The sequence below is a fragment of the Collimonas sp. genome (assembly GCF_039923675.1).
In the GTDB taxonomy this organism is placed as follows: Bacteria; Pseudomonadota; Gammaproteobacteria; order Burkholderiales; family Burkholderiaceae_D; genus Collimonas.
In genome coordinates this window covers 37,859-53,567 of the sequence record NZ_JBDTCG010000016.1, presented here as the reverse complement: position 1 = coordinate 53,567, position 15,709 = coordinate 37,859, and the positions used below count along the sequence as shown (strand labels likewise).

13 protein-coding genes are annotated in these 15,709 nt (G+C 57.9%); 4 read left to right on the top strand and 9 right to left on the bottom strand.

From position 1 onward, the window contains the following. Positions 1–25 precede the first annotated feature (25 nt). The gene (locus tag ABI171_RS03675) at positions 26–772 is read left to right on the top strand and encodes a MetQ/NlpA family ABC transporter substrate-binding protein (protein ID WP_348091253.1); all 747 of its coding nucleotides are present in this window, start codon (positions 26–28) and stop codon (positions 770–772) included. A gap of 156 nt (positions 773–928) precedes the next feature. On the opposite strand, the gene ABI171_RS03670 is transcribed toward ABI171_RS03675, so the two are convergent. Further along, positions 929–1,654, bottom strand: coding sequence for a GntR family transcriptional regulator (locus tag ABI171_RS03670; RefSeq protein WP_348091252.1), 726 nt, complete (start codon positions 1,652–1,654; stop codon positions 929–931). A 261-nt stretch (positions 1,655–1,915) separates the two neighbouring features. Between ABI171_RS03670 and ABI171_RS03665 the strand changes: the two genes are divergently transcribed. From ABI171_RS03665 to ABI171_RS03655, 3 genes are all read left to right on the top strand, one after another. Then, positions 1,916–3,133 (top strand): aminotransferase class V-fold PLP-dependent enzyme, encoded by a 1,218-nt coding sequence (locus tag ABI171_RS03665; RefSeq protein ID WP_348091251.1) that lies wholly within the window; start codon positions 1,916–1,918, stop codon positions 3,131–3,133. A 135-nt stretch (positions 3,134–3,268) separates the two neighbouring features. Further along, complete coding sequence (locus tag ABI171_RS03660; RefSeq protein ID WP_348091250.1) at positions 3,269–4,552, top strand: MFS transporter; 1,284 nt, start codon at positions 3,269–3,271, stop codon at positions 4,550–4,552. Between the two features lie 42 nt (positions 4,553–4,594). After that, on the top strand, positions 4,595–7,600 hold the full coding sequence (locus ABI171_RS03655) for an FAD-linked oxidase C-terminal domain-containing protein (protein WP_348091249.1): 3,006 nt from the start codon (positions 4,595–4,597) through the stop codon (positions 7,598–7,600). Here ABI171_RS03655 and ABI171_RS03650 read toward each other — a convergent pair. From ABI171_RS03650 to ABI171_RS03615, 8 genes are all read right to left on the bottom strand, one after another. Further along, the gene (locus ABI171_RS03650) at positions 7,513–8,466 is read right to left on the bottom strand and encodes a hypothetical protein (protein ID WP_348091248.1); all 954 of its coding nucleotides are present in this window, start codon (positions 8,464–8,466) and stop codon (positions 7,513–7,515) included. The genes ABI171_RS03655 and ABI171_RS03650 overlap by 88 nt on opposite strands. Then, positions 8,459–8,635 carry a hypothetical protein gene (locus tag ABI171_RS03645; protein WP_348091247.1) on the bottom strand — a complete coding sequence of 59 codons (177 nt, stop codon included), beginning with the start codon at positions 8,633–8,635 and terminating at the stop codon, positions 8,459–8,461. The genes ABI171_RS03650 and ABI171_RS03645 overlap by 8 nt, the downstream gene beginning before the upstream one ends. A gap of 2 nt (positions 8,636–8,637) precedes the next feature. Further along, complete coding sequence (locus ABI171_RS03640; protein WP_348091246.1) at positions 8,638–9,846, bottom strand: RtcB family protein; 1,209 nt, start codon at positions 9,844–9,846, stop codon at positions 8,638–8,640. Between the two features lie 347 nt (positions 9,847–10,193). After that, positions 10,194–10,766, bottom strand: coding sequence for an HNH endonuclease (locus ABI171_RS03635; protein WP_348091245.1), 573 nt, complete (start codon positions 10,764–10,766; stop codon positions 10,194–10,196). 278 nt (positions 10,767–11,044) lie between these two features. Then, positions 11,045–12,064, bottom strand: coding sequence for an RNA 3'-terminal phosphate cyclase (gene rtcA / locus ABI171_RS03630; RefSeq protein WP_348091244.1), 1,020 nt, complete (start codon positions 12,062–12,064; stop codon positions 11,045–11,047). An 85-nt stretch (positions 12,065–12,149) separates the two neighbouring features. Beyond that, on the bottom strand, positions 12,150–13,385 hold the full coding sequence (locus ABI171_RS03625; RefSeq protein ID WP_348091243.1) for an RtcB family protein: 1,236 nt from the start codon (positions 13,383–13,385) through the stop codon (positions 12,150–12,152). 333 nt (positions 13,386–13,718) lie between these two features. Then, positions 13,719–13,946, bottom strand: coding sequence for a hypothetical protein (locus tag ABI171_RS03620; protein ID WP_348091242.1), 228 nt, complete (start codon positions 13,944–13,946; stop codon positions 13,719–13,721). Between the two features lie 52 nt (positions 13,947–13,998). Continuing rightward, on the bottom strand, positions 13,999–15,552 hold the full coding sequence (locus ABI171_RS03615; protein WP_348091241.1) for an RNA-binding protein: 1,554 nt from the start codon (positions 15,550–15,552) through the stop codon (positions 13,999–14,001). Positions 15,553–15,709 lie beyond the last annotated feature (157 nt).

The following is a 15,709-nucleotide window of genomic DNA, read 5'->3' as shown; positions in this document are numbered from 1 at the left end:
TTTTGCTGCAGCGTTAGTTGCGGGTTTGCTGATCATCACGCTACAACCCGCTGTTGCAGAAGACATAATCAGGATTGGCGTCACGCCTGGCGTATATGCCGAAATCCTTGAACAGGTGAAAAATGTCGCGGTAGCGCAGGATCTGAAGCTGAACATCGTCGTATTCGATGACAAGACACGCATAGACGAAGCACTCGCGCAGCACAAGATCGACGCCGCCAGTTTCGAAGATGGCCCGAGCTTTGCGGCGAATCGCCAGCGCTATGCATTGGCGAATGCCGGCAGCACCGTAACGCTTCCGATGGCGATCTATTCGCGCCAACTCAGCAATCTGACGCAGTTGCAGCGCGGCGCAAGCATTGCGATACCAGCCGATGCCGCGGGTGCTGCGCGCGCCTTGGTCCTGCTGCAAAACTTCACCTTGCTGACCTTTGCCGACCGCGCCGGCCTGCACGCCAAGCTGGCGGACATCACCAGCAATCGCCTGGGTCTGAAGATCAGGCAGTTGCCGCGCGAGCGTTTGTATGCGGCGCTGGATAAAGTGGCGTTCGCGGTAATCGATAGCAACGATGCCGCCCGCGCAGGCTTGTACCCGGCGCGCGACAGCCTCGGCATCGAAGATGCCCGTTCGCCGTGGCAAGGCGTACTGGCTGTGCGCGAAGCTGACCGCGCACAGCCATGGGTGGCGCAGTTGGTGAAAGCCTGTCATTCGGATACGGTCGCGCATTTCATCCTGACGCACTACCAGGATTCGGTGCGGCGGCCATGGTAAATAGTTATGCTTTCGGAAGCGCTGCTTGCGATAAATGCGTTGACAGCCGGCTGGCATTGATCGAGCGGAAGACGGCGCAGCGGCAGAAATCATCCACAGCCAGGGTCGTGACCGAGCGCGTGGAAACTTATCTCACTGCTTGATTCAATTAATCAATCAAGCCTGCGCTTCGGGTTTGCTTCCAACCGGCAACGCTGCCGCACTCAATACCGCATCGCGTTTGTCCAGCAAATGCTGGCGCAGTACCGCCGCCAGACGTTTACCGTCGCGCGCTTCCAGCGCTTTCACCATCTCGTCATGGTCATGCGCCGCGCTATCCCATTTGTGCGGCTGGAAATTCGATTTGAAGCGCAGCGCTTGCAGACGCCGGTTCAGGGTCAGGTAGGTCTGGCGCAGCACTGAATTACGCGCGGCGTCATTGATCTTGTCGTGGATCGCCTGGTTGCGGCTGTAGTAGCCGGGCAGGTCGTTTTGCGCCTTGCAGGCCAGCATCGCATAGTGCAGGGCCTTGATTTCCGCCAGCTCCACCGGCGTGATGCGGTCGCAAGCCAGCTCGCCCGACATGGCTTCCAGGCCGCTCATCAATTCGAAGGTTTCCCAGATTTCCGTTTCCGACATCTTCGACACCGACGCGCCGCGGTTCGGGGAAATTTCGATCAGGCCTTCGGCCGCCAGCACCTTCAGCGCTTCGCGCAACGGCGTGCGCGAAATGCCCAGGGTTTCGCATAACTCCCGCTCATTGAGCTTGGTTCCCGGAGTTAACACCGCTTCAACGATCAGGTTACGCAAGTGGTCGACCACCGTGTCATGCAAACGCTGACGTTCCAGTTTCGGCACCAGCGGCGCGGCTTTTGTTTCTTCGCCAATTATTGCATTTTGCATTCAAAATCCTTTTTCACACGTTCGTCGCTATTTTAACATCAAATATGGCGCCTAAGAAGCTTTGTCCCCGGGTATGTAAACCTGAATGTAAAGATGCATAAATCGCCTATAAACAGGCATATTTTTGCATTTTTAGGCCTTTTACGATGCTAAAAGCCGATGACTGAAGTCAAGTAATCGCAAAAAACTTCTTTACGGCGGGCATATCGGCTGCTAAAGTATTTTGAATGCAAAATACAATTTGTTCAAAGGGAGGTATCAATGTTGACCTTAGATTTTCATCCGGCCGGCCGTCATTTCCTGCAAATCCCGGGACCGAGCCCGGTGCCGGACCGCATCCTGCGGGCCATGAGCTATCCCACCATCGACCATCGCGGCCCGGAATTCGGCGCCCTCGGTTTGCAGGTGCTGGCCGGCATCAAGAAGATTTTCAAGACCGCGCAGCCGGTGGTGATCTACCCGGCGTCCGGCACCGGCGCCTGGGAAGCGGCGCTGACCAATACCCTGAGCGCGGGCGATACGGTGCTGATGTACGAGACCGGCCATTTCGCCACGTTGTGGAAAAAAATGGCGGAAGCGCTGGGCTTGAAACCGGAGTTTCTCGGCTTGCCTGGCATCGAAGGCTGGCGCCACGGGGTACAGGCGGAGCGCATCGAAGAGCGCTTGCGCAAGGACAGCGAACACCAGATCAAAGCTGTGTGCGTGGTGCATAACGAAACTTCCACCGGTGTCACCTCCGATATCGCCGCGGTGCGCAAAGCGATCGACGCCGCCGGCCATCCGGCCTTGCTGATCGTCGATACGATTTCCGGACTGGCGTCGGCCGATTACCGCCATGACGAATGGGGTGTCGATGTTACCGTCTCCGGTTCGCAAAAGGGCTTGATGCTGCCGCCCGGGATCAGCTTCAACGCGGTCTCGAAGAAGGCGATCGAAGCCGGCAAGACGGCGAAACTGCCGCGTGCATTCTGGGGCTGGACCGAAATCATCGACATGAACGCCACCGGTTACTGGCCTTACACCCCCAGCACCAACCTGCTGTACGGCTTGTCGGAAGCGCTGGATATGATCCTGGGCGAAGGCTTGGATAGCGTATTCGCCCGCCACCAGCGCCTGGCGGGCGCCTGCCGCGCGGCAGTGCGCGCCTGGGGACTGGAAATACAGTGCGCCGATCCTGCCCTCTATTCGCCGGTGCTGACCGGCGTCATGACGCCGCCCGGTATCGACGCCGATGCGATCCGCAAGACCATCTACGAACATTTCAACATGTCGCTCGGCACCGGCCTCGGAAAAATGAAAGGCGGTATGTTCCGTATCGGCCATCTGGGCGAAGCCAACGACCTGACCTTGATGGCGACCCTGGCCGGTTGCGAAATGGGTTTGAAACTGGCGGGCGTGCCGCTGGCCGCAAGCGGCGTCGTCGCGGCAATGGACCAGCTCGGTGCGGACCAGAGCAAGCCGGTATTGAAAGCCGCATGAGTTGAGGTAAACAACAAGAATGGCTGGATCTGCTACCGCGAGTGGCAGATCGGCTCGGCATCGTTCCGCAGAGGACAGGCCGGGGATGCATGAGCCTCCTTCAGTGCTTGCCGCCCCTACATAATGGAGACAACCATGAAGCACCTGCGTTTGCGCGCGACCACCGTCGTGCTGATCATGTTATGCCTGATGTATTTCATTACCTATCTGGACAGAGTCAATGTCAGCACCGCCGCAGCCGGCTTCGCCAAGGAATTCAATCTCTCTAAAACCGAAATTGGCCTGGTGTTCTCGGCCTTCGCCTATCCTTATCTGGTGTTCCAGATTATCGGCGGCTGGATCAGCGACAAGTTCGGCGCCAAACGGACCTTGATCTACTGCGGCATCTTGTGGGGCATCGCCACCATCCTGACGGGTTTCGCCGGCGGTCTGTTTTCCCTGCTGATGGCGCGCTTGCTGCTCGGCCTGGGCGAAGGCGCCACCTTCCCTGCCGCCACCACCGCCATGTCACGCTGGGTAGCCAAGGAAAACCGCGGCTTCGCCCAGGGCATCACCCATGCGTTCGCCCGCATCGGCAATGCGGTGGCGCCGGCGTTGGTGGTGTTCATCATGGCGGTGCACGGCTGGCGTGAATCGTTTTACATTTTTGGCGTGTTCAGCCTGATTTGGGTGCTGGTCTGGGCCTTCGTATTTACCGAACATCCGGAAAAGCATCCGCGCATTACAGCGGAAGAACTGGCGATCCTGCCGCAAGCCAAGAAGAACACGCCAAAAATTCCATGGGGTCCGCTGTTCAAGCGCATGCTGCCGGTCACCATCGTGTATTTCTGCTACGGCTGGACCCTGTGGTTGTTCCTGAGCTGGATTCCGCAGTATTTCCTGCATAGCTACGACCTGGATATCAAAAAATCGGCGCTGTTCGCGTCCAGCGTGTTCTTCGCCGGGGTGATCGGCGATACCTTGGGCGGCATCGTCAGCGACAAGATCCTGAAGCGTACCGGCAACCTGAAACGCGCGCGCAGCCAGATGGTATCGGTCTGCATGCTGCTGACCTTGCTGTCGTTGTTGCCGCTGATGTTTACCCACAATGTCTACATCTCGATACTGTCCCTCAGCGCCGGTTTCTTTTTCGCGGAGATGACCATAGGACCGATGTGGGCCATTCCGATGGATATCGCGCCGCAGTATTCCGGCACCGCCAGCGGCATGATGAATACCGGTTCGGCGCTGGCCGCCATTATTTCGCCGGTATTGTCCGGCTACCTGATCGACCGCTTCGGCAATTGGGAATTGCCGTTCGTCGGCAGCATGATCCTGATGGGCTTCGGCGTGTTCCTGGCTTTCCGCATGCAGCCCGACAGCAAATTCGAGCTGCACCCGCCGGGAACTCCACTTAGCACAGCCGAGGCTGGCGTGTAACCAGCGCTGCACCTTTTATCTTTCATCCACAGGAATCCATCCATGCTGGTCAAGCCCATACACCTGGTTCCCCGCAGCGCCTCGCTGGCCACGCCGTTTGCCGCTCAATTGCGGCATGAACTGCGGGGCGAAGTCTTGTTCACTGCGGCCGACCGCGGCAGATACGCCACCGACGCCTCGATCTACCAGATCATGCCGCTCGGCGTGGTGGTACCGAGCGACCAGGCGGATCTGCTGCTGGCGCTGGAGATCGCCCGCAGCAACCATGTGCCGATTCTGGCTAGAGGCGCCGGCACCAGCCAGTGCGGGCAAACCGTAGGTGAAGCGCTGGTGATCGACAATAGCAAGTGGCTCAACCAGGTGATCGATTTCGACGCTGCGGCGCGCACCGTGACAGTTGAACCGGGCATGGTTCTCGATCATCTCAACGCCTGGCTCAAGCCGCACGGCTTGTGGTTTCGGGTGGATGTTTCTACTGCCGCACAGTGCACGATAGGCGGCATGGCCGGCAACAATTCCTGCGGTTCACGCTCCATCGAATACGGCAATATGGTGCACAACGTAGTCGCCATCGACGCCGTGCTTGCGGATGGTACGCAGGGCTGCTTTGGCCGCCTGGAGCGGATGGAGACTGGCGGCCGCATTGGCGATATCGTCGCCGGTTTGCAACGCATCGCCGCGCGCGAGCGGGGCGAGATTGCCGAGCGCGTACCCAAGGTGCTACGGCGCGTGGGTGGTTATAACATCGATATCTTCGATTGCCAGAATCCGCGCGCCTATACCGATGACGGCGTGGCCAACCTGGCGCACATCCTGATCGGCTCGGAAGGCACGCTGGCCTACAGCCGCCAGATCACCCTGGCGTTGGCGCCGCTGCCGGCGCACAAGGTGCTGGGCGTGGTGAACTTCCCTACCTTCTACCAGGCGATGGACCTGACCCAGCATATCGTCAAGCTCGGTCCGACCGCGGTCGAACTGGTGGACCGCACCATGATCGATTTGGCGATGAGCAATCCGGCCTTCAGGCCGGTCATCGAAAAGGCCTTGAGCGGACAGCCACAAGCGATCCTGCTGGTCGAATTCTCCGGCGAGAATCATGACGCCCTGCTGCAGAAGCTGGCCAGCCTGGATGAATTGATGGCCGACCTGCGCTTGCCCGGATCGGTCGTGCAAATGACTGGCGCCGCCGACCAGAAAGCCTTGTGGGACGTGCGCAAGGCCGGCCTCAACATCATGATGAGCATGAAGGGCGACGGCAAGCCGGTCTCCTTCATCGAGGATTGCGCAGTACCGCTGGAACATCTGGCGGAATACACCAGCCAGCTGACCGAGGTGTTCCACAAGTATGGCACCGAAGGCACCTGGTACGCCCACGCCAGCGTCGGTACCTTGCATGTGCGGCCGATACTCGACATGCGTCGCGGCGGCGCCAAGGACATGCGTGAAATCGCCGAAGCCGCTTCGGCCTTGGTGCGAAAATACAAGGGCGCCTACTCCGGCGAACACGGCGACGGCCTCTGCCGCGGCGAATGGGTCGCATGGCAATACGGTCCGAAGATCAATGCCGCCTTTAGTGAAATCAAGGCATTGTTCGATCCGCACAATCGCTTCAATCCCGACAAGATCGTACGGCCGCCCAAGATGGATGACGCATCCAATTTTCGCTTTGCGCCGGGTTACAAGGAACTGCCGCACCAGCCCGAGTTGGACTGGTCATCCTGGAACGTCAAACGCAATCCGCTGAGCGGTGAAGAAAGCGCCCCCGGTTCCGGCGATGACCGCACTGGCGGCCTGGCCAAGCTGGTTGAAATGTGCAACAACAACGGCCATTGCCGCAAATTCGACGCCGGCACCATGTGCCCCAGCTATCGCATCACCAAAGACGAAAAGCATGTGACGCGCGGCCGCGCCAATACCCTGCGCCTGGCGCTCTCCGGCCAGCTAGGCAGCGAGGGCCTGGCCAGCGAAGAAGTCAAGGAAGTACTGGACCTGTGCGTCTCCTGCAAAGGCTGCAAGCGCGATTGCCCGACCGGCGTCGACATGGCGAAAATCAAGATCGAGGCGCGCGCGGCATGGGCCGGCAAGCACGGTCTCAGTTTGCGCGACCGGCTGATCGCCTTCATGCCGAAATATGCGCCCTACGCCAGCAACGCAGGCGGCTTGATGGCAATCGCCGAAAATATTCCGGTATTGTCGAACTGGATAAAGAAGCGTCTCGGCCTTGCGCCGCAACGGTCTTTTCCAAAATTCAAAACCGCCTTCCTGAGCAGTGCCACGCCGACTGCAACAAGCGGGCGCGAAGTACTGCTGTTCGTCGACACCTTCAACAACTACATGGAACCGGAAAACGCCCGCGCCGCACAGCAAGTGCTGGAAGCCGCAGGTTATAAAGTCCATTTCAATACGGTCGCCGGCGGTAAGCCTCTGTGCTGCGGCCGCACCTATCTGTCCGCAGGCCTGGTTGAGCAAGCCAAGGCCGAAGCGCGCAGGACACTGGACAGTTTGATGCCATTTGTCGAGCGCGGCATTCCCATCGTCGGGCTGGAACCTTCCTGTCTGCTGACCTTGCGCGACGAATTTCTCAACTACGGCTACGGCGAAGAGGCGCAAAAACTCGCCAAGTCGGTTTTTCTGTTCGAAGAATTTCTCGTGAACGAGAAAAACAGCGGCCACCTTCAGTTGGACCTGAAACCGTTGCCAGGCAACAATGTCCTGCTGCATGGCCATTGCCATCAAAAAGCCTTTGATGCCTTGCGGCCGGTGCAAACGGTCTTGCAATGGATCCCGCAAGTCGAGCTGTCAACGGTAGAGTCCTCATGCTGCGGCATGGCCGGCAGCTTCGGTTATGAAGCTGAGCATTACGAAGCATCGATGGCCATGGCTGAGCTGGCGCTCTTGCCCGCAGTGCGCAAGGCTGGAAAAGACAGCATCGTGGTGGCGGACGGAACCAGCTGCCGACATCAGATCCACGATGGCGCCGATACCGAAGCCTTGCACGTCGCGAGAGTGCTGGCCTTGTCTTTGGCGGCGCCGATAAGCGTCGGCTGAAATGCCTTACCCAGAAATAGCAAAAGGCCCTTGCGAGCCTTTTGTCTTTGTTGCGGAGTATTCAGCTGATAATCCCGAATCTCCCTTGAATTGAGCTGGCGCTTTTTCAGGGCATACAATGTCTCGCTGCCGTAATAATCCTGGCTGCTTCCAGCGTCCGGTATGCGGGCTTTGCGTTCCAGCGTAACCCATGTTTTTCTGAGGGTGTCCCAGCGCTTGTCGCACACCATGCTTCTTTTGACTACGCCATCGATTTCTCGCAGCACGGCGTACGCGGGTGGCAAAGTGTCCAGCGTAACTTCATACCAGACCTGTTCCGCCAGATGCAATTGCACGCGATCGGAAATAATCCGTCGTATCCTGCTTTTCTCATGTTCCATCATCACGCGCTTCCGGTCTTTGTCTTTTGCAAAACTGACATGGAAGCGGTTGCGCAACAGGATACCGGTCAAGGGATGAACAAACATTTCGGCCTGGGATTCCGCCAGTTCGACGTAGCGCCCGGACCAGCTGCTACGGCGAAGCAAGACACGGCCGCTTGTTCCGCTCGCCTCCCAGCGCGTCTGGATCGCCACAAAATTATCCAGATGTTGCAGGATATGTTGCTTGACTGTGCTACGGGCGTCGATGGCCGAACGGATTTCGCTGTATACCTTGTTCCAGGGACGATTGACCTGTTGTTCCAGGAAGCGTTTCAAGGGCGCCAGGTTTTCGTTGAGATACTTGCGATAGCCGTAGCCGTCTTTCATGCCGATCCGGGCCGGCCGTTCTTCGCTGTTGCGAAACGGTCGGGCGTCGCCTTTGTAGCTGTTGCTGTGGGGGCAGCGCGGACGTTCGACAATTACCTTGAACATGTCTTCACGCATCGTAATCTCCATTGTTCTTGCGCCCGGATAGTGCTTGATTCAGCTTCTGTTTTTCAACCCGCCGCTCCCGGCGCGCCGGGTTGCAGCCCTCGTGCGATCCAGCTTTCCTGGTTCTGGCGGCCGCCACAAGCGGGTTGCGCGGTTTCGGCAGTTTAATCGTGATTTTCATGTTCACCCTTTCACACAAATAACCTGGCGCAGCGTATGCACCACCTCGACCAGATCGGTCTGGTGCGCCATTACCTGGTCGATATCTTTGTAGGCGGCCGGAATTTCATCGACCACGCCGCCGTCCTTGCGGCACTCGATTCCCTGCGTCTGGTCAGCCAGATCAAAATGGTTGAAGCGGCGCTTGGCTTCGCTTCGGCTCATGCGTCGTCCTGCTCCGTGTGAGCAAGAGCAGAACGATTCCGGATTGCCTTTTCCGCGCACGATATAGCTCTTGGCGCCCATGCTGCCGGGAATGATGCCGAGTTCGCCTTCGCGTGCGGAGATCGCTCCTTTGCGGGTGATGTACAGGTTTTCATTGCCGTGCATTTCGCGCGATACATAGTTGTGATGGCAGTTGATCGCCTCTCCATCCAGCTTGAACGGCGGCAGTTGCTGCGTCAGCACCTCAACTGCGCGCCGCATCATTTCCCGGCGATTGACCAGGGCATAATCTTGCGCCCAGTCGACGGCATCGACGTAATCGTCGAACAGGATAGATCCCTCGCTGAAGTACGAAAGATCCTTGTCCGGCAAATTGACATGGTTGCGCGCCATGTCTTTCTTGGCGGCGGAAATGAAGTAGCGTCCGATTACATTGCCAATGCCGCGCGAGCCGGAATGCAGCATGATCCAGACCCGCTGTTCTTCATCCAGGCAGATCTCGATGAAGTGATTGCCGCCGCCCAGCGTGCCGATCTGGCAAATCCAGGTCTGGGCAAACTTGTGCTGCATCTTCATGATGCCTTTGTGCTTGGCGACGATCCGGTCCAGGCGGTCGTTCAGCGGGCGGCCGACGCGGGCGTGGGCCGAACCGCGTACCTTGTTCCACTCATGCTGCTCGAAGCCGACCGGAATCGCCGCTTCAATGGCGCTGCGCAGGCGCGCCAGATTGTCCGGCAGCTGGCTGGCGGTCAGCGTGGTGCGGACCGCATTCATGCCGCAGCCGATATCGACGCCGACCGCCGCCGGAATGATGGCGGCGCGGGTCGGGATCACGCTGCCAACAGTAGCGCCTATGCCGGCGTGGACGTCCGGCATGGCCGCCACGTGCGGATACACGATTGGCAGGTTGGCGATGTTAAGCAGCTGCTGCAGCGCGCTGTGATCGATATCGTCGGTAAATATGTGCACGGGCACCAGGCCCTTGTGCAAACTCTGTTTGATGGGCATAACGTTTCTCTGTCATGCCGGAGTTCTCGTTGCGGATCGCATAACCGCGTCCGTAAAAAGCAAAAACCCCGGCGAGTTTCCTCACCGGGGTTCATGGTTGGAACGACCGGCTCGGGTCGGCAAAATCGCCGTAGACCCCGAGCAGTCATGCGCGGGGCTATCTGTTGTTTGAATTGTCGATAGCCGTACGTGGCATGGCCGTTCCTTTCCTGTAAAAATGCGTTAGTCGAAAATACTGAGTTGCGATTCTGCACCCGATGAAATCGGCGTGTCAAACAATTCACCGCCGTGCGGCGCCATTCCGTTGTTTTTTGCACGAAGCCAAGTGTCGAGAATTGGATTCCGCGTCAGTTCAATTCACGCATGCGGCTGTGCTTGGGCAGCCGCGCCGCCAGGTAGTCGTGCTGGTCGGCCAGGACATTGCGGCCGCTCAGCAGATAGTGTTCTGCGCGGCAAGGCACATACGGGATGTACAGCAGCGGCCGGAAACTTTCCAGCACCTTGCTGCCTTTTTCCTGGTTGCAGTCCTTGCACGCCGTCACGCAATTCATCCACGTATCCCGGCCGCCGCGCGAACGCGCCAGCACGTGGTCGCGCGACAATTCATTGTGAGGGAAGCGGCCGCCGCAATAGGCGCAGGTATAGCGGTCGCGGCGGAACAGCAGATCGTTATGGTGGCCTAGCGGCAGTTCCAGATGCAGCATGCGCGCCATGATGGCGCTGCCGGCGATGGCGATGATAGGTTTGACGGCGATGCGCGACTGGATGCCGGCGCGGGAATAACCGCCGCGGAAAACGATGTCACCGTCCCCGAGTTCCCAAGCCACCTTCCCGCTCGCATAATAGAGCACAGCATCTTGCGGCGAAATCCAGTCGAACGGGTTTCCCGCGATATCGAGAGTCAGGATATGGGAGGTCATTTTCATCACCTTTGCTGCTGATTATAACCAGCATTTTCGTATTTCGGATAGCTGTCCTTCGCATGTTGCATTAAGAGCGGAAACGGACGATGCCGATGGGGTGGTTTATCGGGAATGATCCGATATCCTCGCGTGCCACAGACGCGTGCTTTGCCGGTTAAGCTAAAACCACCGTTGAAATCTATATTGGGCGCATCAGCCCGATTTGAAAGGGCCAGGTTGTAAGCATTTCCGGGTCTCGCGGAGGGATCGCGCCCTCCGCTTCTGTGATTCCGGCTTCATTTTGTTTCAATTACGCAGCTGCTGAACAAGCCCTGATTTTCAAACGCGATCGACACCGGCAGAAAGCGTGCGATGACTTCGGCGTTGGTGAGCGCGTGCTGCGATACGCGATCGGTGGTGAAACGGCCGCTTCCAGCCAATGCAAACGGCAGCATGATCTGGTCGGCCAGGTGTTCGCCGACGGCCGCGCCGGAGGCAATATACTGCCGTACTTGTGTAATTGCTTTCTTTGCAACAATCTCTGAAGTCACCATTTTCTCGCCAAACGCACAAAATACTTCCGTCACATGCTGGTTTTCCAGTGTGATCAGCAAGGCGTTGCCGGGTCCCTGGTCGTGCGGCAAGCCGCGAATCATCAATTGCGCATCATCCCAACCCATGGCGGCCTTGACACCCGCCAGTTCGCGCTTGGCTACGTCAGCCGGCACGCCCGCGATGAAACTTTCGGCATAACCCGACACGCGCTCACCGCGGCTCATCAGTTCGAGCGGCTGCAACCGTTTGCATGGCGATACTTTCGCTTCAATTTCGCCGCCACCAGCCGGATAAAAACCGTAGCGTTTCAGTTCGATCTCCAGCGTCGCGCCCATCTCCGCCATCACGCGGCCGTATGCGCGCTGCAGAAAATGGGCTGGTGGCGCCATCGAGTTATGGGTGCCGCCGCTGATGCTGACCACGGATGGCGCATCGGCGTATAGCAAGGCCGGCAGCAAGGTCTGCAGCACCAGGGTGCAACTGCCGGCGGTGCCGATGGCGAATCGATAGGCGCCGCCGATTATTTTTCCGGGAATGAATTGCAGCGATTGCGCGCCGACCGCTGCCGAACCGATGTCGGCATTGCTGATTTCGGCCGCGGCTTGCACGGCCACCAAGTGCTGCCGCATCAAGCCGGGCTTGGGCCGGTTGGCCCGGATATTTGCAATCCGGAATGGCTGTCCGGTAATCATCGACAGCGTCAACGCGGTACGCAAAACCTGACCGCCACCTTCCCCTGTTGCTCCATCTAGTTCAATCATGTTCTTCAATTCTTTGTTTTTCCGTTGTATTCATCATGGCTCCGGCCGCAGCTGGAACCATGACATTTTTCATAGAAGGCGTTGCTTATCCCTTCACGCACACTACCTGCTTCAAGGTATGCACCACTTCCACCAAGGCGCGCTGCGCTTCCATCACGGCATCGATATCCTTGTAGGCCATCGGGATCTCGTCGATCACATCGGCGTCCTTACGACATTCCACGCCTTGCGTCGCCTTGATCTGGTCGTCCAGCGTGAAACGCTTCTTGGCCTCGGTCCGGCTCATGGTCCGGCCGGCGCCGTGGCTGCAGCTGTTGAAGCTTTCCGGGTTGCCTTTACCGCGCACGATGAAGCTCTTTGCTCCCATCGAACCCGGAATGATTCCCAACTCGCCGGCCCGCGCCGATACCGCGCCTTTACGGGTTACCAGCACATCCTTGCCGAAGTGATGTTCCTTCTGCACATAGTTATGGTGGCAATTCACCGCTTCCACGTGCGTCTCGAACGGTTTGGTAATCACCGACCGGACTGCGGTAATCAGGTTCTGCATCATTACTTCCCGGTTCATGCGCGCAAATTTCTGCGCCCAGCTTACCGCTTCGACATAATCGTCATAATGCTGCGTGCCTTCCGGCAAGTACGCAAGGTCCTGGTCCGGCAGGTTGATGAAATGGGTCCGCATATCCAGTTTGGCCAGTTCGATGAAATGCGAGCCGATGGCGTTACCCACGCCGCGTGAACCGGAGTGCAGCATGAACCAGACGGCGTTGCTTTCATCCAGGCACACTTCAATGAAGTGGTTACCCGACCCCAAGGTACCCAGATGCCGGTAGTTATTGGTGTTCTTCAGCTTCGGCGTTTTCAGGCAAACCACGTCGAATTCATCCTTCAACTGCGCCCAGGCGGCATCCACCGGCGTCGGCGGGGTTTCCCAGGAACCTTGATCTCGCCCCTTGAAACCGCGCGTCTTCGGCGACATCCCGTGCGGAATCGCTTTTTCGATGGCGCTACGCAAGGGACCGAGGTTATCCGGCAGATCGCGCGCATTCAAGGTGGTCTTGGCAGCCATCATTCCGCAACCGATATCCACACCTACCGCCGCCGGGATCACCGCCCCCAGCGTAGGAATCACGCTACCAATGGTCGAACCTTTACCGACGTGGACGTCCGGCATCACGGCCAGGTGCTTGTAGATAAACGGCATCTTGGCGGTATTGGCCAACTGCTTGCGCGCCTCGGCTTCCACCGGAACGCCCTTGGTCCACATCTTGACGTGGCTTCCGCCTTCAATATTCATTACATCGTATTCTTCGTGTTTCATGCTCTTCTTCTTTTAAAAATAAGGGGGATGACAAGTGATGATGAAATAGTTTACTGAGCTATCGGCTTGCACCGACCCGGGGCTTGAACCGGGGACCTCCGAAGCAAGCTTCGGCGCTCTATCCATGTAATTTCATCGGCATTCATCAAAAATATACGGCGACAAGGGTTGGTGAAACAGTGTGCGGTTGCCCGCACGGCGCTCTACCAGTTGAGCTACTGCGACGATCATCTGCCGCAGGCGGGACTCGAACCCGCAACACCCCAGTTTATGATGTAGTTTCACCTGCATTCGCCTAAACTCATTTACCTAAACTTTATACTGCGCGGTCGCTTAAATCCCGACAAGAGTCGACAAGACATTCTGCCAAACCTGTTCAGCCTGGCAGGCCGGATTCGCACCGGCTATTCTGGATGTAGTCTTGTCCGCATTCGGGGACACCCGCCATTGAGCGACAGTATGACCAGTGCTTGATATGACGAGGCATTTATCGGATGTCGTCACACCGGCATGCATACTTTGCTCAAAACCTGTGCTGCTGATACTGATGATCCAGCTCATGATGAGCTCCTTTATTCATGCCCTCCCTTATATGGGAGGGCTGGCAAAACTATCAAATTGTGATGGATTCAATTTCCCCCACCCAATGCGCTGCGCTCAACTGGCCGGCTGCGAAATCGGCGATCATCCGGAATACATCGTCCGAAAAACCGCCGATGTTCAGGATGTCCGCCCGTTCCGCCGCCTGCGTCGTGCCGTAAGGCGTGACGTCGATGCACACCAGCCTGGCGTGCGGGCTGCGCTGCTTGAAGATTTCCCATTCACGCATGGTCGCCGTCGCACCGCGCCTTGCTGCATCCACCCAGGATTCGTTGTCCGAGACAAAAATCACCAGGTCGGCCTTGGTTTTGTCCTTGTTCAAGCGCGCCAGCGGTGCGCTGCAATTGGTGCCGCCGCCACGGATGGCCGCCAGCTTGCTGGCATTGCTCATCACTGAATCGCGCGGATTCAATTTGCAGGAAACCACGTCGACTTCAAACGGCAACACCACGGTTCCTGGGTTCTTGCGCAGCATCGCCGCCGCTACCAGCGCCGCCACATCGATACAGCGGATCGCCGATGTCGCAGTCCCCCGATATCCGGTGGCAGGCGACTGCATGGAACCCGATACGTCAGGACACACCACCACTTTTCCGGCAATTTCCGGCACATTGTTCAGCGCAATTTCCATCGCGTCCTGCAATGCTTCAATAATTCCCACTGGTACCTCTTCATTCGCCGCACCATAGGCGGCCATCAACTGATACGGAAACACCCTGGCTTTCGCAATCGCCTCCGCATCGCGTAATTTATTGGCAATCAGCGCTGTCATGTCCGGCAACGCATACACGCCATGGCGCGCAAATGTATTCAGGTTCATGCGCAACATCTGCCACCCGGCCCGGCGCGCAATCTGCGCCCACGCCACGTTGGTCAATTCCAGCGCGGTCAGCATCTGGAACGGCACATCCGGCAACGGTTGCGAGCGGTCGGCCTTGTAGGCTTCGAACGCTTTCACCAGAGGCGGCAATGCCGCAGCGTCATAGGCTTTGCCGATCAACCAGGCGAAGAATGCTTCGCGCCAGGCGTCTGCCGGCTTCGGATGTACCATCTTCACCACATCGGCCAGCGACGGCGCGTTGCCTACCGCAGCGGACAACAATTCCTTTTCCGATGCGTTGTTCAACCACGCTTGCACCAGCTTCTTCGGCCGGCTACCCAAGGATTTACGGCCGACTGCGCCGGAACGCAGGATCTGTACAACGTTGCGCAGCATCTTGCCGTTGTTGATCACGCGTTTGAAAGTCCGCGACAACGCGGGCGTTTCCTTGGTTGCCAATATCGCCGTCAACAACGCCGGCATGTCTTTCATGTAGCCGCGTTCGCGGCAATACACGGCGGTCTGGGCAATGAAGTGCGGATCGATGTCTTCGCACAGCACCAATACCGTTTCCAGCTGCGCTTCGGCGCTGGCGTAAAACGTCGCGTTCAGGCAGCCGGTGGCGGCGTATTGCGCCAGCTGGTGGCGCGGCGACGTCGCATAAGCTGCGGCGCCTGCGGCATTGATTGCATTCGCTTGCGGCAGGAATTTGCCTTTCAAGCTTTGGAACAATTGGGTATTCGCCATTTTCATTTTCTCTTTTATTCATCGCGCAGACCTTGACGTCTGCGTCTTCCATGTCTTCTTTATTGCAACGACCGTGCCAGTTGCGGATACGATGGATAAGATGCTTGTTAAGTTATTGATTTAAAAAACATTTTGTTGAAATTCAAGGTTGAAGAAA